Raw genomic sequence first — 26,878 nt, forward strand, 5'->3', positions numbered from 1 at the left:
CATGCGCCTGTCCCATGACGCCCATATTGCTGTTTTGCAGTCCCCTGATCCGGTGATGCTAATCAGTGTGGCGGCCATTCGCGGGTCTACCCCGCGGGAGGCAGGGGCGTTTATGCTGGTCAGCGAAAATGCCATTGCCGGAACGATTGGCGGCGGCAATCTGGAACATCAGGTCACATTGCGTGCCCGTCAAACTCTTGCCTCGCAGGGCGATATCATCGCGGAACTGGTCCCGTTCCCCTTGGGGCCGGGGCTTGGGCAATGTTGCGGGGGCGCTGTCGATATTGCATTTCACCGGCTGAACCCGATGCAAAAGCATCAGCTGGCCACCGCAATAAGCAGCACACAAAACCGCGCCGGTACTGGTCATGGTGACTGGGTATTGTTGCCGATGGGCGAAAGCCGACATCTTGAAACTGCCAGCGCTGCGGATGCCGAAGCACTGGATCATCTTTTTACAGGTGTGCGCGGCGGTTTGTCGGGGGCGGGCGAGGAACGGAAACTTTGCTTGCGGCTTGACGACGGGGCAACACCGCTTTGGCTGTTTGGTGCCGGGCATGTCGGGCAGGCGATTGTTCAGGCACTGGCACCCTTGCCGTTCGATCTTCATCTGATCGATTCGCGTGATGAATACCTGACCCTGCCAGAAACAGCAAAACTGCATCTGCATCAAAGCGATAGGCCACAGAACGAAGTGGGCGACATGCCGCCTGGTGCCTTTGCTCTGATCCTGACGCACAGTCACGCGCAGGATTTTGACATCTGCCGGGCGGCTTTGATGCGGGATGATCTTGGTTTTGTCGGCATGATCGGAAGCCAAACCAAACGCGCGCGTTTTGTCCGGCGATTAAAAGATCGCGGGTTGGGAGATGCGGAAATCGGTCGTTTGACATGCCCGATTGGAATTCAAGGCATTGTGGGCAAACAACCGGCAATCATCGCGGCATCGGTCGCGGTGCAATTGCTGTCCGTGCGTGAAGCACGGATGGCGCAAAATCTGGTGAACAGGGTCGCACAAGACGGCCTTGCCGGATGATAAAGGCCTTCTTTGCAAGGCATATAAATGATAAAGGGCCGCGCCAATAGTGGCCTGATCAGGAGGATCCGTTCACCGGACCAGGAGTTCATATAGGGAGATTTGGCTGTGTGTGATGCCAAGCATGAACACATGCTCCATGCCGTGAATTTATCGCGGGCAAAAATGGAAGAAGGCTGTGGCGGTCCGTTCGGGGCAATCATTGTCAGGAACGGTGAAGTCGTTGCCGAAGGATGGAACAATGTCACATCCAGCAACGATCCGACCGCCCATGCCGAGGTCAGTGCCATCCGCGCGGCCTGCGAAAAGCTTGGTACCTTCAATCTTGCCGGATGCGAGATTTACACCAGTTGCGAACCCTGCCCGATGTGCCTTGCGGCGATCTATTGGGCCCGTCTTGACCGAATCTATTATGCCAATTCCCGCGAAGATGCCGCGGCAATCGGCTTTGACGATCAATTCCTGTATGATGAAGTGGCAAAACCGATCCCGGATCGGAGCCTGCCGTGCGAACATCTGGATTTAGGGGAAGCGCGTGATGTCTTTGCGGCTTGGGATGCCAAAGAAGATAAAATCGCGTATTGAGACCGTTTGATTAGCAAACCGTGAACGGGTAATACCAACGGTGCGCGTGATCGGATCGCAAAATAGGGGTGGCAGCAGTGACTTCGAGGACCGGGAATACCGGCTCAGATACAGGCTTGGTGATGACAGGCGGGGTGAAACCGGCACAGCTTGAAGTGCGCGGTGTGACCAAGGCCTTTCCGGGCTGTCTGGCAAATGACGATATCAGTTTTCGTATCGAACCTGGCGAAATCCATGCCCTTCTGGGGGAAAATGGCGCGGGTAAAAGTACGCTTGTGAAAATCATCTATGGCGTGTTGCAGGCCGATCATGGCGCATTGCTGTGGGAAGGAAAGCCGGTCACGATCCATAGCCCGCATGACGCACGCGAAATGGGCATTGGGCTGGTATTCCAGCATTTTTCGCTGTTTGAAACCATGACGGTTCTGGAAAACATCGCATTGGCGATGAACGACGTGCGCGATATGGCCGCCCTGCGTCAGCAGGTGATCGAGGTCGAAAAAACCTATGGTCTGCCGCTTGATCCTGATCGGCATGTCTATACACTTTCGGTTGGTGAACGTCAGCGGATCGAAATCGTCAGATGCCTTCTGCAAAATCCCAAACTGCTTATTCTGGACGAGCCGACATCGGTTTTGACCCCACAGGAAGTCGAAAAGCTGTTTGAAACATTGCGCCGTCTTGCAGATGAAGGTTGCGCGATCCTGTATATCAGCCACAAGCTGCACGAAGTCAAAGCACTGTGTCAGAAGGCGACCGTTTTGCGCGGCGGCAAGGTCGTTGGCGGGTGTGATCCGCGCGCGGAAACGGCGAAATCCATGGCCGAAATGATGATCGGCCAGAAACTGACCGCACCCGATCGCAGCGGGACACGCAAATTCGGGGATGTGCGTCTTGATATTTCCGATCTCTCACTGATCAGCGACGAACAGTTTGGCACCGACCTTAAGGGGATTGGTCTTAAGGTGCGGGGCGGCGAAATCATGGGCGTTGCCGGTGTCGCCGGAAATGGTCAGAACGAGCTGTTTCAGGCACTGGCTGGCGAAACCGAAATCATCGGCACGCCGTACTGCATCAAAATTGATGGCAACCCGGTTGCGCATTTTGGTCCGCGCCGCCGCCGTCGGCTTGGTGCTGCGTTTGTGCCCGAAGAACGTAACGGGCATGGTGCCGTTCCCGATATGAGCCTGTCGGAAAACGGGTTTTTAACAGCGTTTCGTCGTATGGCGTTGTCTGCACGTGGTCTGATCCGCGAAGTGCCGACCCGTACCTTTGCCGACAAGATCATCAAGACATTCGATGTACGCACCACCGGTGCCTCGGCCGAGGCCGGAAGCCTTTCGGGGGGAAACCTCCAGAAATTCATCGTCGGGCGTGAAATCCTTCAGGATCCGGGCGTACTGGTGATTTCCCAACCGACCTGGGGTGTGGATGCCGGTGCGGCAAGTGCCATCCATCAGGCATTGCTTGATCTGGCGGCGAAGGGCACGGCGGTTCTGGTGATTTCGCAGGATCTGGACGAGATTTTCGCCATCTGTGATCAGGTGGTAGTGATGGCCGAAGGCAAGATGTCCGCCCCGCGGCCGATGGCCGACGTCAGTGTCGAGGAAATCGGTTTGTTGATGGGGGGACTTCACGATCTGGACGGCGACGTAACCCTGAAGACGAAAGAGCTTATCGAAGGAGATCACGTTGGTCAGGCTTGAACCCCGTCGCCAGCATAGTCAGGCGATGGTTTATCTGTCGCCGGTTCTGGCAATTCTCATGACGCTGTTTGTCGGCGGGATCATCTTTTCCTTTATGGGCAAGAACCCGTTCGATGCGCTCTATACTTTCTTCATCCTGCCGATCAACAACAGCTACGGACTTTCGGAACTGTTTGTTAAGGCAACCCCGCTTGTGATCATTGCCATCGGGCTGTCGATGGGCTTCCGGGCCAATGTCTGGAACATCGGTGCCGAGGGACAATTGACCATGGGCGCCATATTCGGCGGTGGTCTTGCGCTGTATTTTCATGACAGTGAAAGCATGTTCCTTTTGCCCGCAATGTTTGTTCTTGGGGCAATCGGCGGGGCCTTCTGGGGGGCGATACCGGCGCTTTTGCGCACCAGATTCAATGCCAACGAAATCCTGACCAGCCTGATGCTGACCTATGTCGCAACACTGTTCCTGAGCTTCCTTGTGCATGGGCCGTGGCGCAACCCCGAAGGATTCAACTTCCCGGAATCACGTCCGTTCCCGGATGCAGGCCTGTTGCCGATCATTTATGACGGGACGCGGGTTCACCTTGGAACGGCCTTTGCGGTACTGGTGGTGATTGCCGGGTGGATTTTACTGTCGAAATCCGTAATCGGGTTTCAGTTGCGCGTGGTGGGTAAGGCCCCTCAGGCCGCGCGTCATGTTGGGTTCCGGCAGAAACGCATGGTCTGGTTTACCCTGTTGCTGGGCGGCGGTCTTTCCGGTCTTGCCGGTCTGTTTGAGGTTGCCGGACCTATCGGTCAGTTGCAACCCGCCATATCGCCCGGTTATGGCTTTACCGCGATTATCGTTGCCTTCCTTGGGCGGTTGCATCCGCTGGGTATTCTGTTTGGTGGGCTGATCATGGCGCTGACCTACCTAGGGGGGGAATTGGCCCAGATTACGTTGGGGCTGCCAAATGCAGTAACCGGCCTGTTCCAGGGGATTTTGCTGTTCTTCCTGCTGGCATGTGATGTTTTGACCAAGTATCGGGTTCGTTTCGGAACCCCTGCTGCCAAAGGGGAGGCCGCATAATGGATTGGCTCATTCCACTGATGCTGACTGTGATTACGGCATCGACCCCGCTTTTGCTGGCGTCGACCGGCGAACTGATCACCGAAAAATCCGGTGTGCTGAACCTTGGCGTCGAAGGCATGATGCTGGTTGGTGCGATTTCCGGCTTTGCGGTTACCGCGTCAAGCGGATCGGCCATTCTGGGTGTTCTGGCGGCAATCGTTGCCGGGATGTTGATGTCGCTGATCTTCGCCTTCCTGACATTGACCCTTATGGCCAATCAGGTGGCAACGGGTTTGGCTCTGACCATATTCGGGGTCGGTTTTTCAGCGCTTGTTGGCTCCGGCTTTGTCGGTTTTGCGATTGAACCGCTTCCGGGGCTTCATATCCCGGTTCTGACCGATATTCCGCTGGTTGGTGAAATTCTGTTTGGTCAGGATTTTCTGGTTTATCTGTCGATTGTGATGGTGATTGCGGTCGGATTTTTCCTGTCACGGACCCGTGGCGGATTGATCCTCAAGGCGGTTGGTGATTCGCATCATTCCGCGCATGCCATTGGTTATTCGGTGATCAAAATCCGCTATATGGCGACCATGTTTGGTGGGGCAATGGCGGGGCTTGCCGGGGCGTATCTGTCACTGTCATATACGCCGATGTGGGCCGAAAACATGACCGCGGGTCGTGGCTGGATCGCATTGGCACTTGTGGTGTTTGCAACATGGCGTCCGGGTCGCCTGTTGGCGGGTGCCTATATGTTCGGGCTTATTTCGGTATTGCAGCTCCATGCGCAAAGTGCGGGTGTTCATGTCCCGTCACAATTCATGTCGATGTTGCCTTACCTTGCGACCGTGATTGTTCTGGTGATCATTTCCAGTGATCGCGCCAAGATCAGATTGAATGCACCTGCCTGTATCGGGCAGGCGTTCCGGCCCGCACAATAGGGCTGGTGCAACGGGATCGGGGAACGCCAAAAAGATTCCCCGACCCGGTGGGAGGAAGTGCGTATCGGACCAAAACTCAATCAAGCCGTTCTGAATATTATCTCTGGATATCATCAGGCCGGTTTGGCTGAGTCTTGGTCTGGACAAGAACACGTCATTGATTGCGTAAACAATTGGGTTTAAATCCTGATTAGCTGATTAACAGGGAGACCAGATAATGAATGCAAACCTCGTGAAGCGCACGCTTGCCGCCGTTGTGGCAACCGGTGCACTTGCACTCGGCATGGGTGCAGCCCAGGCTGAAGACGTCAAAGCCGGCTTTGTTTATGTCGGCCCGATTGGTGACCATGGCTGGTCCTATCGTCACGACATCGGTCGTCAGGCAATCGAAGCGGCCCTTGGTGACAATGCCACCACCAGTTACGTCGAAAGCGTTCCGGAAGGTGCCGATGCTGAACGTGTGATCCGTCAGCTGGCCCAGACCGGCCATAACCTGATTTTCACCACCTCGTTCGGTTTCATGAACCCGACTGTCAAGGTCGCCAAGCAGTTCCCGAATGTGAAATTCGAACATGCAACCGGTTACAAACGTGATGCAAACGTTTCGACCTATGCCGCGCGTTTCTATGAAGGCCGTTACGTTGCTGGTGTGATCGCTGGTAAAATGACCAAGTCGAACATTGTCGGCTATGTCGGTTCGTTCCCGATCCCGGAAGTTGTTCGTGGCATCAACGCCTTCATGCTGGGTGCATGGTCGGTTAACCCGGATGTGAAAGTCAAAATCGTCTGGGCAAACACCTGGTACGATCCGGGCAAAGAAGGCGACGCAGCCAAGGCCCTGATTGATCAGGGTGCTGACATCATGGTCCAGCACACCGATAGCCCGGCTCCGCTTCAGGTTGCCGAGAACCGCGGTATCGTTGGTTTTGGTCAGGCATCGGACATGATCAAATTCGCCCCGAAGGCACAGTTGACCGCGATCGTTGACCATTGGGATGAATATTATGTCGCACGTGCCAAGGCTGTCATGGATGGTACTTGGGAATCAATCGACACATGGGGCGGTATTGATTCCGGTATGGTGGACATGGCACCTTACACCAACATGCCGGACGACGTAAAAGCACTGGCCGAAGAAACCGAAGCCAAGATCGCATCAGGTGAAATTCATCCGTTCGCAGGCCCGATCTATGATCAGGCTGGCGAATTGCGCATCAAGGAAGGCGAAGATGCAACCGACGAAATGCTTCTGGGCATGGACTGGTACATCAAAGGCATTGATGCCGAGCTGCCGAAATAATCACGATTTGCACGTCCTGTAACGGCGACGTACTGAACAACCCCGCATCTGATGTGCGGGGTTGTTTCGTTTCAGGGTTTCTCGATGCTTGTTTCCGGATCCCCCGGACGGATGCGTTTCGGGCTGTCATCGACTTTTTCGTAGGCGATCATTTCCATCTTCGGGTGTAGCAAGGCATAAAGTGCAGCGCGCCAGAATTTCAGTTTGACCTTGTGCTCGCGCGTTTTACCCGCCCAGCGTTCGCGAAAAAGCTCCATATCCTCCCGCCGGGAAAAATAGATCACCAGATCGACGATGGGGGCGGATTGGGTCGCGCGCGGCAGTTCGATATTGCGAATGCCCATGGTCCATCTGTCGCTGCGGATATTCTTGTCCAGCCAGTCAAGCACGCCCTGGGCAGAGCGCTTTTCATGGATCACCACGCGAAATGGAAAGTCCCGAAGATCTTTTGTCATGTTGCTTCCCTGCAAACACCCCCTTATCAGAAGATCAAAAGGATGACCGCCTGACAAGACATGATCGTTGGTCGATCCTACTATTGTATGTTGGGATTGTGGGCGCCAATTATATTTATCTAATTTTTATCATCACGCTTAGTCTATGTATCACATGGATATTTTACATTTATCATTCGCGGATATATCGTTACATGGTATCCGGGCATTCAAACTGCTGTGATCTAAAATAGCAGGTAATCGGACAGAAAATCGGGGAAAGAAACGTGAGCCAAACGCCAGTCAGGGCCAAGCCAACGGGCAAGGAACGTCATTTCGAGCCGGAAGAACTGATCGTCAGCAAAACTGACCTTAAAGGCCGGATTACATATGCTAACGAGGTTTTCCTGCGTCTATCTGACTACCATGAAAAGGAAGTTCTCGGGCAGCCTCATTCGCTTATTCGTCATCCCGATATGCCGCGCTGTGTTTTCAAATTGCTGTGGGATGAAATCGCCGCCGGTCACGAGATCTTCGCTTATGTCGTCAACATGTCAAAGAATGGCGATCATTACTGGGTGTACGCCCATATCACGCCCAGTCTTGACGCGAATGGCAAAATCATCGGCTACCACTCGAACCGTCGGGTGGCTGATCCAAAGGTTCTTAAAGACACGATCATCCCGCTTTATGCGGAACTCCGCCAGATCGAAGAAAGCACCGCCAATCGTAAGGACGGCATGATCGCCGCGGAAAAAGCTCTGGCGCAAAAGCTTTCAGATGCCGGTCTGGCATACGACAAATTCATTCAAAGCCTTTAGGCTGTTTGCTAATTCGAGGTTTCAAAATGTCGCTATTTGGTGGTTCTAGCAAATCGGGGATCAAAAAGGCACTGGACGTTGTTCTGGCCGCGGCCGAAGGGGATTACGAAGCGCGCATAACCAGCGTCGACAGTCATCCCGACATGCGCGAACTTTTCATCGCGATCAACAGGTTGATTGACCGAAATGACGCTTTCTTGCGCGAAAGTGCGGCTTCGATGGGGGCTGTTTCTGAAAACCGGTATTATCGTCGGATTGTCGAAACCGGGCTTGTCGGGGCCTATCTGACGTCGGCACAGAAAATCAATGCGGCGACCGCGTCGATTGAACAAAAACTGACCGGTTTCAATACCATCGTTGAAGAATTCAAAAGCGGTTCATTCGAAGCCGTTGATCAGATTGCCGAGGCCGCGGGTGCGCTTTCAAGCGCATCGGGTGACGCCAATCGTATTGCACATGAAACCAGTTCGCGTTCGACAAACGTTGCCGCCGCGGCCCGTCAAACGGCGGCCAATGTTGCTGGTGTGTCCGAGGCATCCGAAGAACTCAATCAGTCGATCCGCACTGTTGCCGATCAGGCTCGTGAATCGGTAGAAATTGCCAATCGTGCGAATGGCCTGGCACAGGAAACGGATGGGCGTATCGGCCAGCTCGAAGCAGCAGCAGGCGAGATTGTCGAAGTTGTCAGCTTTATCCGCGATATCGCGGCACAGACCAACCTTCTGGCTCTGAATGCGACCATCGAGGCGGCCCGTGCAGGCGAGGCGGGCAAGGGCTTTGCCGTGGTCGCAAACGAGGTCAAGGGCCTTGCCAACCAGACCAGCAAGGCAACGGAATCGATTGAGGAAAAAGTACAGGACATCCAGAATGCAATCGAGGCATCGGTCAATTCGATCCGCGAGATTGCATCTGTCATTGATGATCTGGCCATCCGTTCGGATCTGATTTCGAATAATGTTGAAACCCAGACGGCATTGTCATCAAACATCACCCGCAATGTCGAACAGGCATCCAGCGGCGCACAGGAAGTGACCGACAATATCACCGTGGTTTCCGAAATGGCCGGTCAGACTGGCGAGGCCGCCGATACCACCCGCGATATGGCGGGCAAACTGGCGCGGGAGTCTGAAAATCTGCGCAAACAGCTGGGTGGGTTCCTTGATACCATCGCCGAACTGCTGTACAGCACCGCGCGCAAATAGCTACCTGTTAAGAACTTTCTGCTACGATAAGGGGATAGATGCCCCTTATCGCCTTTGCCGGAAAGGAAGTCAGTCATGCGTGTGTTTTTTAATTCCCGCCACGATGCCCATGACGGGAATGGTGAAATGCACCATGGGCGTTTGATTCCATGCTTTGAAAATTCCCGCCGGATGGCAATCATCCGCGATGCGGTGGCCCATTCCGTACAGGCGCAGCTGGTTGACCCTACCGATCATGGCATGGCACCGATTGCCGCCATTCATGATGCGGATTATCTGTCCTTTCTTGAAAACGCTTGGGCGGACTGGAATGCCGCAGGCAATGATCATGATGCTTTTCCCTATGTCTGGCCGACAGCCGGTTTCTCCGGTGGTCATCCCGCCCATATCAGTGCGCGTCTTGGGCAATATGCCATTTCATCGGATACCCCGATCACCAAGGGGACATGGAAGGCGGCCTATTGGGGGGCGCAAACCGTGGTGTCGGCGGCCGAAGCCGTCTGGAACGATGGCGAGGCATCCTTTGCCCTGACCCGCCCGCCGGGGCATCATGCACATGCCAATCGTTATGGCGGATATTGCTTCCTTAATAACTCTGCCATTGCCGCCCAGCAGATGATTACCAAAGGTGCGAAAAAGGTTGCGATCCTTGATATCGATTACCATCACGGTAACGGAACGCAGGATATTTTCTATGACCGTGGTGATGTTCTGACCGTGTCGATCCATGCCGATCCCAAGCATCAATTCCCGTTCTTTATGGGTTATGAAAACGAAACCGGTCGTCTGGACGGGCAGGGGGCGAACCTGAATATCGTGCTTCCCGGCGGATCGGATTTCGGGCCGTGGTCACAAGGTTTTGCAAGAGCTATTCAAAAAATTATCACCTGGCAGCCGCAAGCTTTGGTAATCGCGCTCGGCGTTGATGCTCATGAGGCCGAAACGCTGTGCGATTTCAAACTGCAAACCGATGATTTTAAACGGATTGGCCAGATGATCGGGCGATTGGGATTGAAAACCGTCTTTGTCATGGAAGGTGGTTATGCCCATGACGTCATCGGTTTCAATGTCGCGGCTGTTCTGGGTGGGTATCTGTCCGAAATCAAAAAGTAATACAAACAAAAGCCTCAAAACGCCTTGCATCTATCGGAGCGTTTTGTGGATATACGGATTTGTATCAGCTCTTATCCCATGGCGGTGTTCCGCCAAACTCGCTTACCAGAAAATCGACAAAGGCCCGCACACGTGTTGGCAGGTAACGGTTTTCGGGATAAAGCGCATAAACCGCATGGGCTGGGGGCGTATAATCGGGCAAAACAACCTGAAGCTGGCCGTTGCGGATATGGTCGCCGACTTCCCAGTGGGATTTAAGCGCGATGCCATGCCCATCAAGGCACCAGCGGGTCAGCACTTCACTATTGTCTGAATCCATGGATCCGGAAACCGACAGGGTTACCGGGCCTTCCGTCTCGGCACCATGCAGGGTCCATTGATATTGCCGTGATCCGGGAAAACGCAGCAACAGGCAGTTATGATGCAACAAATCGCCCGGCGCCCTGGGAATGCCATGTCGTTTCAGATAGGCCGGGCTTGCCACCAGCATACGTTTATTGGCTGCAAGCTTGCGCACGATCAAAGAGCTTTCCTTTAACTCGGCAATGCGAATGGCGAGATCGACCTTGTCCTGCAGCAGGTCAAGCAACCGGTCGGAAAGGTGTAGCCTGATCTGAACGTCCGGGTTTTTTTCAACAAATTTCGGGATGATAGGGGCGACATATTTGTTGCCAAACGCAATCGGGCACGTCAGCGTGACCGGACCGCGCGTGGTGTTTTTCTGATTGGCGATGGCATTTTCAGCTTCCTGCATTTCGGCCAGAATGCGCAGGCAGTGCCGGTAATAAACATCGCCCTCGGTCGTCAGATTGACCCGGCGCGTTGTGCGGTTCAAAAGCCGAACACCCAGCCGTTCTTCAAGGCGCGCAATCCGGTTTGAAACGACCGCCGCCGAATGGCGCAGCTCGCGCCCGGCGGCAGACAGGTTTCCAAGTTCGGCTACGCGGACAAAAATCTGGATGTCCTCAAAGTCGGACATGGGTTGTGGGCTCCTGATACAGCTTTTTTATTTTCTGAATTTGTGTGTTTCCAAATCCTGACGGCTACTGTGCCATTTTAAAAAATAACTTGAAAGTCATTTCGATTATGCACCTGCCCTTAATAATAGAGCACCCGGATACGCTATGTTAGGACTCTGATTGGAATAATTCCGGATCAGTGCGGTCGCATGATGCGCATAACCGGCAAGGGGACAGCGGGGCGGTATGAGCGACGCCCGGCAAGACGGAGGTTTCAACGGGTGGATATTCTGTTTCAGGACTGGATCAATCTGATCCTGCGCTGGGCGCATTTGATTACCGGTATCGCGTGGATCGGTTCATCCTTTTACTTCGTCTGGCTGGATCTGAGCCTGCGTAAGCGTCCGGGCATGGATGAAGGCGTTTATGGCGAAGCCTGGATGGTCCATGGCGGCGGGTTTTACCATGTGAATAAATGGATGGTTGCGCCGAAATCCATGCCGCCCGAACTGCACTGGTTCAAGTATGAGGCCTATTTCACCTGGCTGACCGGTTTTGCGCTTCTGGTGACAATGTATTACTGGAGTGCCGAAAGCTATCTGATTGATCCGAATGTCATGCCGCTTGGCAAATGGGATGCCATCCTGATCGGGCTTGCAAGCCTGTTTGCCGGTTGGGTGATTTACGATCTGATGTGCAAAAGTCCGATTGGCCAAAGCACCGGAAAACTTGCGATTGGCGTGTTCATTCTGGCGATGGTTGCGGCCTATGGCTTTACCCATGTGTTTAGTGGTCGTGGGGCGTTTATCCATGTCGGGGCGATGCTGGGTACGATCATGGCTGCCAACGTGTTTCGCATCATTATCCCTAACCAGAAAAAGGTCGTCGCCAGTCTGATGGCGGGCGAGAAACCCGATCCGGCCCTGGGATTGCAGGCCAAACAGCGATCCACCCACAATAACTATCTGACGCTTCCGGTGTTGCTGATGATGATCAGCAACCATTATTCGATGCTGTTTTCCCATGATCAGTCGTGGCTGATTGTCGGTCTGATCCTGATCATTGGTGGGTTGGTGCGCCATTTCTTTAACACGCGTAATGCCGGGGGCAGCGGCAAGGCGATTGCATGGCAACTGCCATCGGCTGCGGTGGGCATGGCGATCCTAGCGATGTTTGCGTCCTATGATCCCGATGCCGCCAAGCTGGCCGATCAGGAAATCATCACCGGCGATCATGCGCTGGCGATTGTTCAGACCCGCTGCACGGCCTGTCATTCTGCCAACCCGACCGATGAAGGCTTTGACGAGGCGCCGATGGGCGTAATGTTTGATGACATCGCACAGGTCAAAGCCAATGCGCAGCGCGTTCTGGCACAGGCCGTCATCGGGCGTGCCATGCCGCTTGGCAACATGACCGAAATGACGGACGAGGAACGGGGGCAGTTGGGGCAGTGGATCCGTGCCGGGATGCCGGAATAGCCGGTTCTGTTGATGACGGAAATCAAGGGCGGCCTGCGTGATACAGGTCGCCCTTTTTCGTCTGGCGTCTTAAATGCGCGTGGGGAGCCTGATCAGACGTCAGCGCGATAGTTCATCGGCACCCAGTCAAACATCGTGCTGTCTTCGATGACATGCCCAATGCCCGGGAAGGCGATATGGCACCCGGCAACCAGATATTTTTCTGATACGGCTTCGGCAAAGGCAGCCTCGCGGGTGGTTATGGCTTGATCTGGATCGACATCAAACGCAATCGAGACGCCCGGTTCGTCAAACTGGATGACATCGCCGTGGGTGATGTCGCCCCAATAAACGAATTTTTCGCCATTGCTTTCGAACCAAAGGGCGCTGTGGCCCGGTGTGTGCCCCGGACGATGTGTTGAATTGATCAGGCCCAGCACCGGCGAGCCATTGGTTTCGAAAGTCGAAAGTGTGCCGCTGTCGATATAGGGCTTGGTCGATAGGACGGCCTGATCAAAATATTGCTTGGCACTTTCCGGGGCCTTGTTGCGATTTTCCGTGCTTAGCCAGTATTCGGCATCAAGTTTCGGTACATGCACCGTAGCGTTGCGGAAGACTTTGCTGCCGTTCAAGGTCAGTCCGCCGGTATGATCTGTATGAATGTGGGTGATCACCACATCGTCGATCTGATCGGGGTGATAGCCCGATGCGATGATATTGGCCGGTAATTTGCCAAGGGCAGGTCCCAACAGGTCGCTGGTCCCGGCATCCAGCAGCACAAGACGATCACCGAAGTTTAGAAGATAGGCGTTCACGGATGTCGTTGTTGGTGTGCCCTGGAATGCATTGGCAAGGGCCGTGCGTGCGTGTTCGGGGCTGGTATTGAGATACAGATCGGCAAGTGGAAACTGCCCGGTACCATCCGAAAGTGCGGTAACTTCGACCTCGCCCACCATCAGGCGGTAATATCCGGGGGCCTGTGTGCCAACCAATGGTGCCTTGGCGCTAGCGCGCAACGGTACAAAAACGGTGCTGGCCGTCGCCCCGATGGCAGTGGCAGCAAGCGAACCTTTAAGCATGTCTCTGCGTGACAGCATCAGAATATTCTCCCTCAATCAAATGCCGGGATTTAACCGGCAGCTTGTAACGCGATAGAGAAAGGCTATATTCCAATCAGTCAGTAATCAAATCGATGCGGGTCATGGATACTATTGATCATTTCAATTTAAGGTCATTTGACCTCAATCTCATGATTGCGTTTGACGCAATGATGCAAGAGCTGAGTGTCACAAAATCTGCGGAAAAATTGCGGATTGGTCAGTCCGCCATGAGCCACAATTTATCAACGCTCCGGATGCTGTTGCAGGATGATCTTTTTGTCCGTGTCGGACAGAAAATGCAGCCAACCGCAAAGGCGCGGGCCCTTGCCGGGCCTGTTCGGGCGGCTTTGACGCAGGCACAAAGTGCGCTTCAGGCGACGGACAGTTTTGATCCGGACACGGCAGATCGCATATTTCGCATTGGTATCACTGGCGAAATGGAAATGGTCCTGTTGCCAGCATTGGTGCACCATTTGCAATCAACCGCACCCGGTGTGCGTCTGGTAAGTCGTTCGATTACCGTCGAGACGGTCGATCTGATGCTGAATGCCGGGGAAATCGATCTGGCAATCGGATGCAAGGAGTCTCGCCAGATCGGCGAAGTGCTGTTTGAGTCCAGTGTGGCCTGTTGCTTTAACCCCGATATCTGCAAGCTGACGCCGCCATTATCGCGCGAAACATACCTTGGCGCGCGCCACGCGGTTCTGTCTCAGACCGGAAATGTCGAAGGCTGCGTTGGGGATGCATTACGTGCGATTGGCATCGGTCTTGATGTTGTTCTGGCCGCACCAGATTTCATGCCGTTGCTTGCCGCTGCCCGGAATGCCCCGATTGTTGCGACTGTACCGCGCAGGATTGCGGCACAATATGCGCCCTTATTCGGGCTGGTGTTCTGTGAAATGCCTATTCCGCTGAACTTCCCGCCGGTGACCATGAACTGGCCGATCTGGGCGGACAAGGATGTCGGGCTGGTCTGGTTGCGCAATCAGATCAGATCGGTGATCGGTGACATTTCAACGAATCTGCCTGCCATCGCGGCGCAATGATTGTTCCGCATTGTCATATATAAACAACCCCGCCGGCGAACCGGCGGGGCGGGATGCTTCGGCCTATGGGCATTGTGGTGCAATAACCGCAGAAAGGCGAAACTTCCGCCCCTCAGATAATGGGGAAGAAGCCCAAGGTCAACATGATTAAAAAATAATCAAATTTTAATTAATGATCGAAAAGTGATCATTGAAATCGCGCCTGGCGCAAATATTTTCCACTTTCTGCCTGTTAAATAGTTGGATATTGCGTTGAGTTGCCGAGATTTCTGGCGTTGCAGCATATTATTCGGAATCTGGCACGATTTTAGCAAGCAACACTGCGGTGCAATAAACTCGCAGTGGAGGCAATAGAATGAATAAGAAGCTTCAGGCGCTTATGGGCGCAGGGGCCTTGGCTTGGTCTGCAATTACCATGTCAAATGCCCAGGCCGCTGATACGATTAAAGTCGGCGTTCTGCACTCTCTCTCTGGGACGATGGCGATTTCGGAAACCACGCTGAAGGACACGGTCCTGATGCTGGTGGACGATCTGAATAAAAATGGTGGCCTGTTGGGGAAACAGGTTGAGGCAGTTGTTGTCGATCCGGCGTCGGATTGGCCGCTTTTTGCCGAAAAAGCACGTGAACTGATTGAAAAAGACAAGGTCGATGTCGTGTTCGGCTGCTGGACCTCGGTCTCGCGCAAGTCGGTTCTGCCGGTGTTCGAGGAACTGAACAGCATGCTGTTCTATCCGGTTCAGTATGAGGGCGAGGAAAGCTCGCGCAACGTGTTCTATACCGGTGCCGCGCCGAACCAGCAGGCAATCCCGGCTGTTGACTACCTGATGAGCGAAGATGGCGGCGGTGCCGAGCGTATCGTTCTTCTGGGAACGGACTATGTCTATCCTCGAACGACCAACAAAATCCTGCGTTCCTACCTTAATGGCAAGGGTATCTCCGATGAAGACATCATGGAGAACTACACCCCGTTCGGTCATTCCGATTGGCAGTCGATTGTTGCCGATGTGAAGGCATTCGCATCCACCGGCAAGAAAACCGCCGTGGTTTCGACCATTAACGGTGATGCCAACGTGCCGTTCTACAAGGAACTCGCCAACCAGGGTATTAAGGCCGAAGACATTCCGGTTGTTGCCTTCTCGGTCGGTGAAGAAGAGCTGGCTGGTATCGATACCGCGCCGCTGGTGGGGCATCTGGCGGCGTGGAACTATTTCCAGTCGGTTGAGTCCGATGCCAACACGGCCTTCATCGAAAAATGGCATGCCTTTATCGGTGACGAAAAACGCGTCACCAACGATCCGATGGAAGCAACCTATATCGGTTTCAACATGTGGAAACAGGCTGTTGAGCAGGCTGGAACCACTGATGTTGATGCCGTCCGCCAGGCCATGTATGGCCAGAAAGTTGCAAACCTGACCGGTGGTACCGCTGTCATGAACACTAACCATCATCTGTCCAAGCCGGTTCTGATCGGCGAAGTGCAGGATGATGGCCAGTTTGACATCGTTTGGGAAACCGAAGGCACCGTCGTTGGCGATGCATGGTCGGACTTCCTGCCCGAAAGCGCGAAGCTGACCGCCGACTGGACCTATCCGTGGGTCTGCGGCAACTGTGAAAAACCGATGTACTGATCGGGATTGGACAGGCTGGCTGTTGATGCAGCCAGCCTGTTTTTCGTTGTCCTGATCATCGGGCAACCATTCTTTTTGCGATTTTCTGACATCCGATTTTCAAAGGCTTGGTGACCATGCGTATTGTCATGACCGCTGTCCTGTGCCGTTTCTGTTTCCGCGCAAAAAATTCCCTGTCCGCTCTGTTTGCTGTTGCCGCAATTTGCGCGGTTATGACGCTGGCATTTCCGCAGCCAGCACACGCATTTAGCGACGAAGAACTGCGCAATGTAACGGAACAGCTGAACGATAAAAGTTCGACCAAAAAGCTTGCCGCAATCGAGGCCATGGCGGCCGATGGCGACCCTCGTGTGGCGCCGATCCTGAATGCGATGCTTGAAGGCAATCTGTTTGTGCGTGCCAGCGACGAGCATGTCGTGATTGGTGAGAAAAAGGGCAAGGTCTGGAACCATATCGATGTCGTCAGCGGTGATGTGGTGGGCGAAAGCAGTTCCAAGGAACTCGACAAGATCAAGATCAACAACCGTTTGCGCGGTGCGCTGCGCGATGCGTTGGCGGCCCTTAACCTGTTTAGTCAGGATATCGGTATCCGTACCGCTGCCGTTGAACAGGTCATGGATGCCCGCGATCCGTCGATGTTGCCATTGCTGATCCGCGCGATCGAACGTGAAGAAGATGCGACACTTTTGGCGCGGATGGAGCTTGCACGGGCAACCATGGCGCTGGCGGCTGGTGAAACCACCGAGGAACGCCTGACGGCCATCGAAGTGCTGGCAAGCGAAACCACACCGCAAATCCGTGCGGTATTGTCGCAATTCGTTGCCAGTGCCGAAGTCGAAGGCTATCAGCCCGAAGTCGTTGCAGCGGCCAAAGACGCCCTTGCCGATGTCGAGGGGCGGCTTTCGATGTGGCAGACGCTGGGCGATGTCTATCGCGGCATCAGCCTTGGTTCTGTCCTGTTACTTGCCGCGGTTGGCCTTGCCATCACCTTTGGTGTGATGGGTGTGATCAATATGGCGCACGGCGAAATGATCATGATCGGTGCCTATACCACCTTTGTTGTGCAGCAGATTTTTTCATCTGTCTTCCCGTCGGGTTCGCCCTGGTCGTTGGCGATTGCGGTGCCTGCGGCATTTGTTGTCGCGGGGCTGGTTGGCATTGTGATCGAACGCTGTGTCATCCGCTTCCTGTATGGGCGTCCGCTTGAAACGCTTCTGGCGACATGGGGGGTGAGCCTTGTCTTGCAGCAGGCAATTCGCAGCATCTTTGGTGCCACCAACCAGCAGGTCATGGCACCCGATTTCATGAGTGGCGCGCTTGAGCTGTCAAGCGGTCTGGTGCTGACCTACAACCGGCTTTGGATCATTCTGTTCAGTCTGATTGTAGTCGGCGGGATCGCGATTGTGCTGCGCTATACCGCCTTTGGCCTGCAAATGCGTGCTGTCACCCAGAACCGCCGCATGGCGGGATCGGTTGGCATCCGCACCGGTTATGTCGATGCGCTGACATTCGGGCTTGGCTCCGGCATTGCGGGCATTGCCGGTGTCGCGCTTAGCCAGATTTCAAACGTCAGTCCGAACCTTGGCCAGACCTACATCATCGACAGTTTCATGGTCGTGGTGTTTGGCGGGGTTGGCAACCTTTGGGGCACGGTCCTTGGCGCATTCAGTCTTGGCATTGTGAACAAGTTCCTTGAACCGGTGGCCGGTGCGGTGCTGGCGAAAATCTTTGTTCTGATTGCGCTGATCCTGTTCATCCAGAAACGACCCAAGGGGCTGTTTGCCCTTAAGGGTCGCGCGGTGGAGGCCTGATATATGACCGACTATCGCACGAAATACCAAATGACGCCGGTGATCGGCTGGCTGTTGCGTGATCGCGGCGGAATGATCCTGCTTGCGATCCTGATTGCGGCATCGGTTCTGATCCCGGTTGGCAATCTGATCGTGCCCGAAGGATCGGCCTTTCATGTTCCAACCTGGATGATGAGCCTGCTTGGCAAGTACCTTTGCTACGCTTTGCTGGCCCTTTCGGTTGATCTGATCTGGGGGTTCTGCGGGATTCTAAGCCTTGGTCACGGGGCGTTTTTCGCACTTGGCGGTTATGCCATGGGCATGTATCTGATGCGCCAGATCGGGGATCGCGGGGTTTATGGCAACCCGGAATTGCCCGATTTCATGGTGTTCCTGAACTGGACCGAATTGCCGTGGTACTGGTACGGCTTTGACATGTTCTGGTTCGCCATCGTGATGGCGATGTTCGTGCCGGGGCTTCTGGCGTTTGTGTTTGGCTTCCTTGCCTTCCGGTCCCGGGTGACCGGTGTGTATCTTTCGATCATCACACAGGCGATGACCTATGCGCTGTTGCTGGCATTTTTCCGCAACGACATGGGCTTTGGCGGCAATAATGGCCTGACCGATTTCAAGGATATTCTTGGATTCTCGTTGCAGGCCGATGGAACGCGGGCGACCCTGTTCATTGTATCCTGTGTGATGCTGGGCATCTGTTACGTCGTTGCGCGCTGCATTACCAATTCGCGTCTGGGCAAGGTTTTGATCGCGATCCGCGATGCCGAGGCGCGCGTGCGGTTTACCGGTTACCGGGTCGAATATTACAAACTGTTCGTCTTTACCGTATCGGCTGTGATGGCCGGGATTGCCGGATCGCTTTATGTGCCGCAGGTCGGCATCATCAATCCGGGTGAATTTGCCCCGGCCCTGTCGATTGAAATCGTTATCTGGGTTGCGGTTGGCGGGCGTGGCACGCTGTATGGTGCGGTCCTGGGGGCCTTCATCGTGAACTATGCCAAGACCTTCTTTACCGGCGTGATGCCTGATTTCTGGCTGTTCTTCCTGGGCGGGTTGTTCATCGCCGTGACCCTGTTCCTGCCAAAGGGTGTGATCGGTGCGGTCCCGGCATTTGGGTCACCCGACCGGCAATCGGCGTTTAGCACCCTGCGCAAGCGTTTCCTGAACGGGCGCGCAAACGAAGGAGGCAAGGCATGAGCGAGGCAGCCGAAATCATGATCGAGCAGGCCGAACGCAAGGCGGCCCAAGCCAACACCATCCTTTATGTCGATGGCGTTTCCGTCACCTTTGACGGGTTCCGTGCACTCAATAGCCTGTCCTTTTATGTCGAGCCGGGTGAACTTCGCGCGATTATCGGCCCGAACGGGGCGGGCAAGACGACGATGATGGATATCATCACCGGTAAAACCCGGCCTGATACCGGAGATGTGATGTTCCGAAGCGAAGTCGACCTGACCAAACTGGACGAGGCCGAGATCGCAAACCTTGGCATTGGACGCAAGTTCCAGAAGCCGACCGTGTTTGAAAGCCATACGGTGTTTGACAATCTGCTGCTGGCCTGTTCGGGCGGGCGGGGGGTGTTTCAGGCGCTTTTCCATCGCTTGGGCAATGACGAAAAACGCCGCATCGAACAGACGCTTGAAACCATCATGCTGACCGACAAGCGGGGCGAGACGGCAGCCAACCTGTCGCACGGGCAAAAACAGTGGCTTGAGATTGGCATGTTGCTAATGCAGGAGCCGGAATTGCTTCTGGTGGATGAACCGGTTGCCGGCATGACGGATTCCGAAACCGAACAGACCGCGAAATTGCTGCGATCCATTGCAACGGACCGGTCGGTTGTGGTTGTCGAACATGACATGGAATTTGTCCGCGACCTTGATTGCAAGGTGACGGTCCTGCACGAAGGATCGGTTCTGGCCGAAGGCCGCCTTGACCATGTTCAGAAAGACCCGCGGGTCATCGAAGTATATTTGGGGCGCTGATCATGCTGGATGTAGCCAATATCGATCTGTTTTATGGGGCGTCGCATGCGCTTCGCAAAGTGTCGCTTAGTGCTGAAACCGGCAAGGTCACGGCGGTTCTGGGGCGCAACGGCGTGGGGAAAACATCGCTGATGCGCGCCGTTGTCGGGCAACACCCGATTGCCGATGGCAATATCACCTGGGAAGGCAAAAACATTTCGCGCGATCCGGCGTGGCGACGTTCGGCGTCCGGGATTGCGATTGTTCCGCAGGGGCGTGAGATTTTCCCGCTTCTGACCGTTAAGGAGAACCTTGAAACCGGTTTTGCCGCCCTTCCGCGCGCCCTTCGTCATATCCCCGACGAGATTTTTGAACTGTTCCCGGTCCTGCGCGACATGCTGGGCCGTCGTGGCGGCGATCTTTCGGGCGGGCAGCAGCAGCAGCTTGCCATTGGGCGGGCATTGGTGACACGCCCGCGGCTTCTTGTGCTGGACGAACCGACGGAAGGCATTCAGCCATCGATCATCAAGGATATCCAGCGCGTGATCAAACAGCTGGCGGATCGAGGCGATATGGCGATCCTTCTGGTCGAACAGTATTTCGATTTCGCCCATGAACTGGCCGACGAGATTGTCGTGCTCGAACGTGGCGAGGTGGTGCTGGCGGGGGCAAAGGATACTTTGGACCGCGAAAAGGTCCGGTCCCATCTGACTGTTTGATCAGCATTTGCCAAAATTTTGCGCATGGGGAAATTGGACACGGCCCTGCAAGTGGCGCGATTGCGGGCGGCGCGGTTTGGCCCGTATCTTGCTGTGCTTGCCGATGGGCCAACCGGTCTGACCATGGGTTAACCGGTTGTGCGACTGAAATATTCAGGTGGCTTTGTGCAGCTTCGCAAACTCGAAAACCCGGTTCGCAGCGATTTGAAGGCGGAACCGCAAATGTCAGATGCTTCCAACCCGATCGTCACCGATGGCCGGGCCGAGGTTGCGTTCAAGCCGGGCGCGCCGGGTGCGGGGTTTGCGACCCTTGATCATCTTTATTACCGCGACCCGATGAAAATCCTGTTCCCGCGGCCGGTTGCCGGGGATCTGGTGACTGCCGTTCTGGTGACGACGTCGGGTGGCATGGTGGGGGGCGATCATCTGGCATTTGAAGGCCGGGTCAAGGCAGGGGCATCTGCGCTATTTACCGCCCAGGCCGCCGAAAAGATTTACCGTTCCGCCGGACCTGATTGCGTGATGTCGGTTGATCTGGTGGCTGAAGATAGCGGCTGGCTGGAATGGTTGCCCCATGAAACCATCCTGTTTGATCAGGCGCGTCTGCGCCGCAAGACGAGTGTTTCCGTTACCGGTTCCGGGCAGGTGATGGCCGGTGAAATTATGGTGTTTGGCCGCCTTGCGCGTGGCGAGGTTTTCACGACCGGGCTGGCACGTGATGCATGGGATGTCTCGATTGACGGGCGGCCGGTCTGGCGTGATGCGCTGCATCTGGAAGGTGATGTTTTGCGCATGCTGGATCACCCGGCATCGTTTGACGGTGCGCGGGCGGCGGCGACCGCCATTCTGGTCGGGCAGGGTGCTGAAGAAAAACTTGATATCGCACGCGACTGTCAGGTGCTGGCATCCGAGGGTTTGACGGAAACGGATGTGCTGTGCGCGGCAACGGCGATGAAGGGGATTGTGATCACGCGTTTCATGGCGCGCGATCCGATGAAATTGCGCCGGGTTTACGGCGTGTGGTGGAAACAGTTCCGCCATGAAACACGGGGACTTCCGGCGCGCCTGCCGCGTCTATGGGAAATTTAGGAGAACGGCATGAATCTGACGCCACGCGAAAAGGACAAATTGCTGGTTTCAATGGCTGCCATGGTGGCGAGACGCCGCCTTGAACGCGGTGTGAAACTAAACCATCCCGAAGCCATTGCCCTGATCACGGATTTTGTGGTCGAAGGCGCGCGCGACGGCAAATCGGTTGCCGATCTGATGCGCGACGGGGCGACCGTGATTACCCGCGATCAGGTGATGGATGGCATTGCCGAAATGATCCACGAAATTCAGGTCGAAGCGACATTTCCCGACGGGACGAAGCTTGTGACCGTTCACGAACCGATCCGCTAGGCAAAGGAAACAGGCCATGATTCCAGGTGAAATCATTACCAAAGAAGGCAGCCTTATCCTTAATCAGGATCGCGAAACCAAAACACTGACCGTCGCCAATACCGGGGATCGACCGGTGCAGGTCGGATCGCATTATCATTTTTATGAAACCAATCCGGGCCTAGATTTTGATCGCGAAGCAGCACGTGGTTTTCGCCTTGATATCCCGGCCGGAACCGCCGTTCGGTTCGAGCCGGGCCAGACGCGGGAGGTCAATCTGGTGAAATATGCCGGGTCGGGTGTGGTCTATGGCTTTAATGCCAAAATCAACGGCAAGCTGGGAGCGTAAAAATGGCTTATGAAATTGATCGCGCATCCTATGCCGCCATGTTTGGCCCGACCGTTGGCGACAAGGTCCGATTGGCCGATACTGAGCTTCTGATCGAGGTCGAACAGGATTTCACGATCCTTGGCGAAGAAGTCAAATTCGGCGGTGGCAAGGTCATCCGCGACGGCATGGGCCAGTCGCAGGCATCGCGGGCCGAGGGATCGGTCGATACCGTGATCACCAACGCGCTGATCCTTGATTATACCGGTATCATCAAGGCCGATATCGGCATTCGCGATGGCCGCATTGCCGGGATCGGCAAGGCCGGGAACCCCGATGTGCAGCCCGGTGTCGATATCATCATCGGTCCGGGAACCGAGGTGATTGCCGGTGAAGGCAACATCATCACCGCAGGCGGGATTGACGCCCATATTCACTGGATTTGCCCACAGCAGGTCGAAGATGCGCTGTATTCCGGCGTAACCACGATGCTGGGCGGCGGGACCGGCCCGGCGGCGGGCACGAACGCCACCACCTGTACACCCGGCCCGTGGCACATTGCCCGCATGTTGCAGGCTGCCGACGGATTGCCGATGAATATCGGTTTCTTTGGCAAGGGCAATGCGACCCTGCCGGGATCATTGATCGAACAGGTCAAAGCCGGTGTTTGTGGGCTTAAACTGCATGAAGACTGGGGCACGACCCCGGCGGCGATTGATACCTGCCTGTCGGTGGCCGATGACCTTGACGTGCAGGTGATGATCCACACCGACACACTGAATGAAAGTGGTTTTGTCGAACATACCCGCGCATCGTTCAAGGGCCGCACCATTCATACCTTCCACACCGAAGGGGCCGGTGGCGGCCATGCGCCCGATATCATCAAGCTGTGTGGGGAAGCGAACGTTCTGCCAAGTTCGACCAACCCGACACGTCCCTTTACGGTCAATACCATCGACGAGCATCTTGATATGCTGATGGTGTGCCATCACCTTGATCCGAAAATCCCCGAAGATGTCGCGTTCGCCGAAAGCCGCATTCGCCGCGAAACCATTGCGGCCGAGGATATCCTGCATGACCTTGGCGCGTTTTCGATCATTTCATCGGACAGTCAGGCCATGGGCCGCGTCGGCGAGGTGATTTCGCGCACCTGGCAGACGGCGGACAAAATGAAAAAACAGCGCGGCAACCTGTCGGAAGACGGGCCGGGGAATGATAATTTTCGTGCCAAGCGTTATGTCGCGAAATACACGATCAACCCAGCGATTGCGCAGGGGATCGCATCGCATGTCGGGTCAATCGAGGTCGGCAAGATCGCCGATATCGTGGTCTGGAAACCGATGTTCTTTGGCGTCAAACCCGACATGATCATCAAGGCCGGCATGATCATCGGGGCGGCGATGGGGGATCCGAATGCCTCGATCCCGACACCGCAGCCGGTTCATTATCGTCCGATGTTTGGGGCTTATGGTTCGGCATTGTCGAAATCGAGCTTCTCGTTCGTGTCCCAGGCCGGGATCGATGCCGGGATTGCCGCCGAGTTTGGTCTGGCAAAGCAGCTTCTGGCGGTTTCGAACACGCGCAATATCGGTAAAAAGGACATGAAACTGAACGATGCCCTGCCGAAAATGGAAGTCGATCCGGAAACCTATCAGGTCCGTGCCGATGGCGAACTTCTGACCTGTCAGCCGGTTGACCGCGTGCCGATGGCACAGCGTTACTTCCTGTTCTAGGAGCCCGGATCATGCGTCGCGCCATTGAACATATTCCGGTCAGTCAGTCCGACACATCCGAAGTGCGCGGGACGGTAACACTTGCCTTTGCCGACCGTCACCGGCGGCGTATCCGGCTGATGGATGATGCCGGGGATGCGTTCCTGCTTGATCTTCCGCATGCGGTGCGGTTGGGGGATGGGGATAAGTTGCGTCTGGTGGATGGCGGGGTGATCGTGGTGCGGGCGGCTGCCGAAGATGTTCTGACCATCACCTGTTCCGGCCCGATTGCGACGGCCAAAATGGCATGGCATATCGGCAACCGTCATACCCCGCTTCAGGTCCTGAAAGACGGGCGGCTTCGCATCATTGATGATCATGTCATGCGCGACATGGTGCAGGGATTGGGCGGTGTTGTTTTCGCCGAAGTCGCGCCATTTGATCCGCTGAATGGGGCCTATCACGGGCTGGGCGGCGGTGGCCATGGTCACAGCCACGGCAATGATCATTTCGAAGAACCGCATGATCATGACGGTCACAATCATGATCATGCGCATTCTCACGGGCATTCCCATTCTCATGCGCACGCCCACGCTCACGCCATCGGGGAGCCGCATGACCACTGATCTTGATCCCCGTTCCCCCGCCAGCCTGACGTCGGGTGGCCTGATGCGGTTGATGACATGGCTTAGCCCGTCATTCCCGGTCGGTGCCTATACCTATTCGCACGGTGTCGAATACGCGGTCGAGGATCGCCGGGTTGGCTGTGCCGAAAGCCTGACAATCTGGATCGAAGGGGTTCTGGAATTCGGTGCCGGGCGGATTGATGCGGTGCTGTTCTGTGCCGCATGGCGGGCGGCGCGCGCAGGGGATCTGGACGCGCTGTTTGATATCGGGGTGGATGCCGATTGCTGGCGCGGGACGGCTGAAATGGCGCTGGAGGCAACGGCGCAGGGGCGTGCCTTTGTCTCGACCGCCCAAAAGGTCTGGGGCGATGGCATCCTGACAGACTGGGCCAAGCGAATGCGCGATGATGATCGTCTGCCATCCTATCCGGTTGCGGTGGGTATTGCCGCGGCCGAGGCGGAAGTGCCGTTGCGCGATGCGCTGAGCGCGTTTTTGCACGCGATGGCGGCCAATCTGGTGTCGAGTGCCGTGCGTCTGGTGCCGTTGGGGCAGACCGATGGCGTGCGAACCCTGGCGTCCCTTGATAAGGCGGTGGCGATGGCGACCGAAACCGCGATGAATACCGATCCGGTCAATCTTGGGGCGGCTGCCCCGATGGTTGACTGGACGTCGATGAAACACGAAACCCAATATACGAGGCTTTTCAGATCATGAGCTCCCCCCTTCGCATCGGTATCGGTGGCCCGGTTGGTTCGGGCAAAACCGCCCTTCTGGAACGGCTGTGCAAGGCCATGCGCGACGAGTTCAATATCGCCGCGATCACCAATGATATTTACACCCGCGAGGATGCCGAATTCATGACCCGGTCGGGGGCATTGGCCGCGGACCGCATTGCCGGTGTTGAAACGGGGGGCTGCCCGCATACCGCCATTCGCGAAGACGCATCGATCAACCTTGCCGCGGTCGAGGATATGAGTGCCAAGCATCCGGGGCTTGAGGCGATCTTTATTGAATCGGGTGGCGATAACCTGTCGGCGACATTTTCGCCGGAACTGGCCGATATCACCATCTATGTCATCGATGTTTCGGCGGGCGACAAAATCCCGCGCAAAGGGGGGCCTGGCATCACGCGGTCCGATTTGCTGGTGATCAACAAAACCGATCTGGCACCGCTTGTCGGGGCCGATCTGGGGGTGATGGACCGCGACGCCAGAAAAATGCGCGGCACCCGTCCGTTCCTGTTTACCAATCTCAAGGCGATGGATGGCCTTGAAGACGTCAAGAATTTCATCATCGAGACAGGGGGGCTCCGTCAATCCGCCGCGTCCTGATGGGGATCAGGACGCAATAATACCGGATGACGGGAGCACACGGGCCCGGCCTGAAAATGGCCGGGCCTGAACATTTGGCCGGAAGGTGGATCACGGGTGATAGCCCCGCGCAGATCGCAAATAAAACTTTTTTCAAAAAGTTCTTGATTTGTTCTTTTGATTATGGCATAAGAGAAAAATCAACGGGACAAAAGCGCCCGGACCAGAACCCGCAAGGCCTTGTGCCTTGCGGGTTTTTGCGTTTGGGGCCGGATGAAAGAGGGTTTCAGGATGCAGCGGCAAAGATTGAGGCAGGGTGGTGGGGCGATCCGCAGGGTATTGACCGGCGGATGGCGAAGCCGTTACGGCGGCATTCTGCCTAAGGACTAAGGCAGAGGACTAAGGGGCTAACCCGGTCATTTGTCATGACGGGAGAGGTGCGTCTTGTTGGAGAGGGAGCGTTAGATTTGCCGGGAGCGGCAGCGATGGCAGCAGCGGGCAGCGGTGATCTGTGACCCGTCGATGGTGGACCATTGGGGGCCATACGCCCGAAGTGTGTCCGGGCTCCATCGGTTGCGGTAAAACCACGATTGCCGAAAGTGACCGGAGCGAGGGGTGAGCCCGAAGGTCGTCTGTTGGCGAGGATGGCAGACGCCCG

At 55.6% G+C, this 26,878-nt stretch carries 27 protein-coding genes; 24 read left to right on the forward strand and 3 right to left on the reverse strand.

Translation table 11 applies throughout. The features are described from left to right. Window position 1: 1 nt before the first annotated feature. From xdhC to SMB34_RS03280, 6 genes are all read left to right on the forward strand, one after another. On the forward strand, window positions 2-1,036 hold the full coding sequence (gene xdhC / locus SMB34_RS03255; protein ID WP_037987678.1) for a xanthine dehydrogenase accessory protein XdhC: 1,035 nt from the start codon (window positions 2-4) through the stop codon (window positions 1,034-1,036). A gap of 108 nt (window positions 1,037-1,144) precedes the next feature. Then, on the forward strand, window positions 1,145-1,621 hold the full coding sequence (locus tag SMB34_RS03260; RefSeq protein WP_007088844.1) for a nucleoside deaminase: 477 nt from the start codon (window positions 1,145-1,147) through the stop codon (window positions 1,619-1,621). A gap of 122 nt (window positions 1,622-1,743) precedes the next feature. Continuing rightward, window positions 1,744-3,327: an ABC transporter ATP-binding protein gene (locus SMB34_RS03265; protein WP_037987647.1), complete on the forward strand. Its 1,584-nt coding sequence runs from the start codon at window positions 1,744-1,746 to the stop codon at window positions 3,325-3,327. Further along, the gene (locus SMB34_RS03270; RefSeq protein ID WP_037987648.1) at window positions 3,314-4,393 is read left to right on the forward strand and encodes an ABC transporter permease; all 1,080 of its coding nucleotides are present in this window, start codon (window positions 3,314-3,316) and stop codon (window positions 4,391-4,393) included. Before SMB34_RS03265 ends, SMB34_RS03270 begins: the two co-directional genes overlap by 14 nt. After that, window positions 4,393-5,313 carry an ABC transporter permease gene (locus SMB34_RS03275; protein WP_051682096.1) on the forward strand — a complete coding sequence of 307 codons (921 nt, stop codon included), beginning with the start codon at window positions 4,393-4,395 and terminating at the stop codon, window positions 5,311-5,313. The genes SMB34_RS03270 and SMB34_RS03275 overlap by 1 nt, the downstream gene beginning before the upstream one ends. A 217-nt stretch (window positions 5,314-5,530) precedes the next feature. Beyond that, entirely contained in the window at window positions 5,531-6,613 is a 1,083-nt protein-coding gene (locus tag SMB34_RS03280) for a BMP family ABC transporter substrate-binding protein (protein WP_174441863.1), read from the forward strand. A 71-nt stretch (window positions 6,614-6,684) separates the two neighbouring features. Here the strand turns inward: SMB34_RS03280 and SMB34_RS03285 are convergent, their stop codons facing one another. Then, window positions 6,685-7,068: a hypothetical protein gene (locus SMB34_RS03285; protein ID WP_037987649.1), complete on the reverse strand. Its 384-nt coding sequence runs from the start codon at window positions 7,066-7,068 to the stop codon at window positions 6,685-6,687. A 266-nt stretch (window positions 7,069-7,334) separates the two neighbouring features. Between SMB34_RS03285 and SMB34_RS03290 the strand changes: the two genes are divergently transcribed. The 3 genes from SMB34_RS03290 (at window position 7,335) to SMB34_RS03300 (ending at window position 10,183) form a co-directional block, all read left to right on the forward strand. Beyond that, on the forward strand, window positions 7,335-7,868 hold the full coding sequence (locus tag SMB34_RS03290; protein WP_007088850.1) for a PAS domain-containing protein: 534 nt from the start codon (window positions 7,335-7,337) through the stop codon (window positions 7,866-7,868). Between the two features lie 26 nt (window positions 7,869-7,894). Further along, window positions 7,895-9,070, forward strand: a complete 1,176-nt coding sequence (locus SMB34_RS03295) for a methyl-accepting chemotaxis protein (protein WP_007088851.1) — start codon at window positions 7,895-7,897, stop codon at window positions 9,068-9,070. 75 nt (window positions 9,071-9,145) lie between these two features. Next, on the forward strand, window positions 9,146-10,183 hold the full coding sequence (locus SMB34_RS03300; RefSeq protein WP_037987650.1) for a histone deacetylase family protein: 1,038 nt from the start codon (window positions 9,146-9,148) through the stop codon (window positions 10,181-10,183). A gap of 64 nt (window positions 10,184-10,247) precedes the next feature. On the opposite strand, the gene SMB34_RS03305 is transcribed toward SMB34_RS03300, so the two are convergent. Then, window positions 10,248-11,162, reverse strand: coding sequence for a LysR family transcriptional regulator (locus SMB34_RS03305; protein WP_037987651.1), 915 nt, complete (start codon window positions 11,160-11,162; stop codon window positions 10,248-10,250). A gap of 261 nt (window positions 11,163-11,423) precedes the next feature. On the opposite strand from SMB34_RS03305, the gene SMB34_RS03310 reads away from it, so the two are divergent. Then, complete coding sequence (locus SMB34_RS03310; RefSeq protein ID WP_037987652.1) at window positions 11,424-12,620, forward strand: urate hydroxylase PuuD; 1,197 nt, start codon at window positions 11,424-11,426, stop codon at window positions 12,618-12,620. A 92-nt stretch (window positions 12,621-12,712) separates the two neighbouring features. Here the strand turns inward: SMB34_RS03310 and SMB34_RS03315 are convergent, their stop codons facing one another. Continuing rightward, the gene (locus SMB34_RS03315) at window positions 12,713-13,696 is read right to left on the reverse strand and encodes an MBL fold metallo-hydrolase (RefSeq protein WP_037987653.1); all 984 of its coding nucleotides are present in this window, start codon (window positions 13,694-13,696) and stop codon (window positions 12,713-12,715) included. A 152-nt stretch (window positions 13,697-13,848) separates the two neighbouring features. On the opposite strand from SMB34_RS03315, the gene SMB34_RS03320 reads away from it, so the two are divergent. The 14 genes from SMB34_RS03320 (at window position 13,849) to SMB34_RS03385 (ending at window position 26,603) form a co-directional block, all read left to right on the forward strand. Continuing rightward, complete coding sequence (locus tag SMB34_RS03320; RefSeq protein ID WP_240478736.1) at window positions 13,849-14,745, forward strand: LysR family transcriptional regulator; 897 nt, start codon at window positions 13,849-13,851, stop codon at window positions 14,743-14,745. Window positions 14,746-15,100: 355 nt separating this feature from the next. Beyond that, the gene (gene urtA, locus SMB34_RS03325) at window positions 15,101-16,375 is read left to right on the forward strand and encodes an urea ABC transporter substrate-binding protein (protein ID WP_037987654.1); all 1,275 of its coding nucleotides are present in this window, start codon (window positions 15,101-15,103) and stop codon (window positions 16,373-16,375) included. Window positions 16,376-16,491: 116 nt separating this feature from the next. Further along, window positions 16,492-18,186: an urea ABC transporter permease subunit UrtB gene (gene urtB, locus SMB34_RS03330; protein ID WP_205618033.1), complete on the forward strand. Its 1,695-nt coding sequence runs from the start codon at window positions 16,492-16,494 to the stop codon at window positions 18,184-18,186. A 3-nt stretch (window positions 18,187-18,189) separates the two neighbouring features. After that, complete coding sequence (gene urtC, locus SMB34_RS03335) at window positions 18,190-19,377, forward strand: urea ABC transporter permease subunit UrtC (protein WP_037987655.1); 1,188 nt, start codon at window positions 18,190-18,192, stop codon at window positions 19,375-19,377. Then, a complete protein-coding gene (gene urtD, locus SMB34_RS03340; protein ID WP_007088860.1) occupies window positions 19,374-20,165 on the forward strand; it encodes an urea ABC transporter ATP-binding protein UrtD in 792 nt (263 codons plus the stop codon). Before urtC ends, urtD begins: the two co-directional genes overlap by 4 nt. A gap of 2 nt (window positions 20,166-20,167) precedes the next feature. Further along, window positions 20,168-20,863, forward strand: a complete 696-nt coding sequence (gene urtE / locus SMB34_RS03345) for an urea ABC transporter ATP-binding subunit UrtE (RefSeq protein ID WP_037987656.1) — start codon at window positions 20,168-20,170, stop codon at window positions 20,861-20,863. A 222-nt stretch (window positions 20,864-21,085) separates the two neighbouring features. Then, window positions 21,086-21,952 carry an urease accessory protein UreD gene (locus SMB34_RS03350; RefSeq protein WP_240478735.1) on the forward strand — a complete coding sequence of 289 codons (867 nt, stop codon included), beginning with the start codon at window positions 21,086-21,088 and terminating at the stop codon, window positions 21,950-21,952. Between the two features lie 9 nt (window positions 21,953-21,961). After that, window positions 21,962-22,264 carry an urease subunit gamma gene (locus SMB34_RS03355; RefSeq protein ID WP_007088863.1) on the forward strand — a complete coding sequence of 101 codons (303 nt, stop codon included), beginning with the start codon at window positions 21,962-21,964 and terminating at the stop codon, window positions 22,262-22,264. Between the two features lie 16 nt (window positions 22,265-22,280). Continuing rightward, complete coding sequence (locus SMB34_RS03360; RefSeq protein ID WP_007088864.1) at window positions 22,281-22,592, forward strand: urease subunit beta; 312 nt, start codon at window positions 22,281-22,283, stop codon at window positions 22,590-22,592. Window positions 22,593-22,594: 2 nt separating this feature from the next. Then, the gene (gene ureC, locus SMB34_RS03365) at window positions 22,595-24,304 is read left to right on the forward strand and encodes an urease subunit alpha (RefSeq protein ID WP_007088865.1); all 1,710 of its coding nucleotides are present in this window, start codon (window positions 22,595-22,597) and stop codon (window positions 24,302-24,304) included. A gap of 11 nt (window positions 24,305-24,315) precedes the next feature. Then, window positions 24,316-24,909, forward strand: coding sequence for an urease accessory protein UreE (locus tag SMB34_RS03370; RefSeq protein ID WP_037987658.1), 594 nt, complete (start codon window positions 24,316-24,318; stop codon window positions 24,907-24,909). Continuing rightward, on the forward strand, window positions 24,899-25,624 hold the full coding sequence (locus SMB34_RS03375; RefSeq protein WP_037987659.1) for an urease accessory protein UreF: 726 nt from the start codon (window positions 24,899-24,901) through the stop codon (window positions 25,622-25,624). The genes SMB34_RS03370 and SMB34_RS03375 overlap by 11 nt, the downstream gene beginning before the upstream one ends. Next, on the forward strand, window positions 25,621-26,241 hold the full coding sequence (gene ureG, locus SMB34_RS03380; protein ID WP_007088868.1) for an urease accessory protein UreG: 621 nt from the start codon (window positions 25,621-25,623) through the stop codon (window positions 26,239-26,241). The genes SMB34_RS03375 and ureG overlap by 4 nt, the downstream gene beginning before the upstream one ends. A gap of 26 nt (window positions 26,242-26,267) precedes the next feature. Then, on the forward strand, window positions 26,268-26,603 hold the full coding sequence (locus SMB34_RS03385) for a hypothetical protein (protein ID WP_037987660.1): 336 nt from the start codon (window positions 26,268-26,270) through the stop codon (window positions 26,601-26,603). Window positions 26,604-26,878 lie beyond the last annotated feature (275 nt).

The organism is Thalassospira permensis NBRC 106175 (genome assembly GCF_000714555.1).
In the GTDB taxonomy this organism is placed as follows: Bacteria; Pseudomonadota; Alphaproteobacteria; order Rhodospirillales; family Thalassospiraceae; genus Thalassospira; species Thalassospira xiamenensis.

Excerpts from the sequence above, each read along its gene's own strand:
- SMB34_RS03285 (WP_037987649.1), bottom strand. The coding sequence starts at position 7,068 with ATGACAAAAGATCTTCGGGACTTTCCATTTCGCGTGGTGATCCATGAA.
- SMB34_RS03355 (WP_007088863.1), top strand. The coding sequence starts at position 21,962 with ATGAATCTGACGCCACGCGAAAAGGACAAATTGCTGGTTTCAATGGCT.
- ureG (WP_007088868.1), top strand. The coding sequence starts at position 25,621 with ATGAGCTCCCCCCTTCGCATCGGTATCGGTGGCCCGGTTGGTTCGGGC.
- SMB34_RS03280 (WP_174441863.1), top strand. The coding sequence starts at position 5,531 with ATGAATGCAAACCTCGTGAAGCGCACGCTTGCCGCCGTTGTGGCAACC.
- ureC (WP_007088865.1), top strand. The coding sequence starts at position 22,595 with ATGGCTTATGAAATTGATCGCGCATCCTATGCCGCCATGTTTGGCCCG.
- SMB34_RS03315 (WP_037987653.1), bottom strand. The coding sequence starts at position 13,696 with ATGCTGTCACGCAGAGACATGCTTAAAGGTTCGCTTGCTGCCACTGCC.
- SMB34_RS03385 (WP_037987660.1), top strand. The coding sequence starts at position 26,268 with ATGACGGGAGCACACGGGCCCGGCCTGAAAATGGCCGGGCCTGAACAT.
- SMB34_RS03265 (WP_037987647.1), top strand. The coding sequence starts at position 1,744 with ATGACAGGCGGGGTGAAACCGGCACAGCTTGAAGTGCGCGGTGTGACC.
- SMB34_RS03275 (WP_051682096.1), top strand. The coding sequence starts at position 4,393 with ATGGATTGGCTCATTCCACTGATGCTGACTGTGATTACGGCATCGACC.
- urtB (WP_205618033.1), top strand. The coding sequence starts at position 16,492 with ATGCGTATTGTCATGACCGCTGTCCTGTGCCGTTTCTGTTTCCGCGCA.
- SMB34_RS03350 (WP_240478735.1), top strand. The coding sequence starts at position 21,086 with ATGTCAGATGCTTCCAACCCGATCGTCACCGATGGCCGGGCCGAGGTT.
- urtE (WP_037987656.1), top strand. The coding sequence starts at position 20,168 with ATGCTGGATGTAGCCAATATCGATCTGTTTTATGGGGCGTCGCATGCG.
- SMB34_RS03375 (WP_037987659.1), top strand. The coding sequence starts at position 24,899 with ATGACCACTGATCTTGATCCCCGTTCCCCCGCCAGCCTGACGTCGGGT.
- SMB34_RS03305 (WP_037987651.1), bottom strand. The coding sequence starts at position 11,162 with ATGTCCGACTTTGAGGACATCCAGATTTTTGTCCGCGTAGCCGAACTT.
- SMB34_RS03370 (WP_037987658.1), top strand. The coding sequence starts at position 24,316 with ATGCGTCGCGCCATTGAACATATTCCGGTCAGTCAGTCCGACACATCC.
- SMB34_RS03320 (WP_240478736.1), top strand. The coding sequence starts at position 13,849 with ATGATTGCGTTTGACGCAATGATGCAAGAGCTGAGTGTCACAAAATCT.
- SMB34_RS03360 (WP_007088864.1), top strand. The coding sequence starts at position 22,281 with ATGATTCCAGGTGAAATCATTACCAAAGAAGGCAGCCTTATCCTTAAT.
- urtA (WP_037987654.1), top strand. The coding sequence starts at position 15,101 with ATGAATAAGAAGCTTCAGGCGCTTATGGGCGCAGGGGCCTTGGCTTGG.
- SMB34_RS03295 (WP_007088851.1), top strand. The coding sequence starts at position 7,895 with ATGTCGCTATTTGGTGGTTCTAGCAAATCGGGGATCAAAAAGGCACTG.
- urtC (WP_037987655.1), top strand. The coding sequence starts at position 18,190 with ATGACCGACTATCGCACGAAATACCAAATGACGCCGGTGATCGGCTGG.
- xdhC (WP_037987678.1), top strand. The coding sequence starts at position 2 with ATGCGCCTGTCCCATGACGCCCATATTGCTGTTTTGCAGTCCCCTGAT.
- urtD (WP_007088860.1), top strand. The coding sequence starts at position 19,374 with ATGAGCGAGGCAGCCGAAATCATGATCGAGCAGGCCGAACGCAAGGCG.
- SMB34_RS03300 (WP_037987650.1), top strand. The coding sequence starts at position 9,146 with ATGCGTGTGTTTTTTAATTCCCGCCACGATGCCCATGACGGGAATGGT.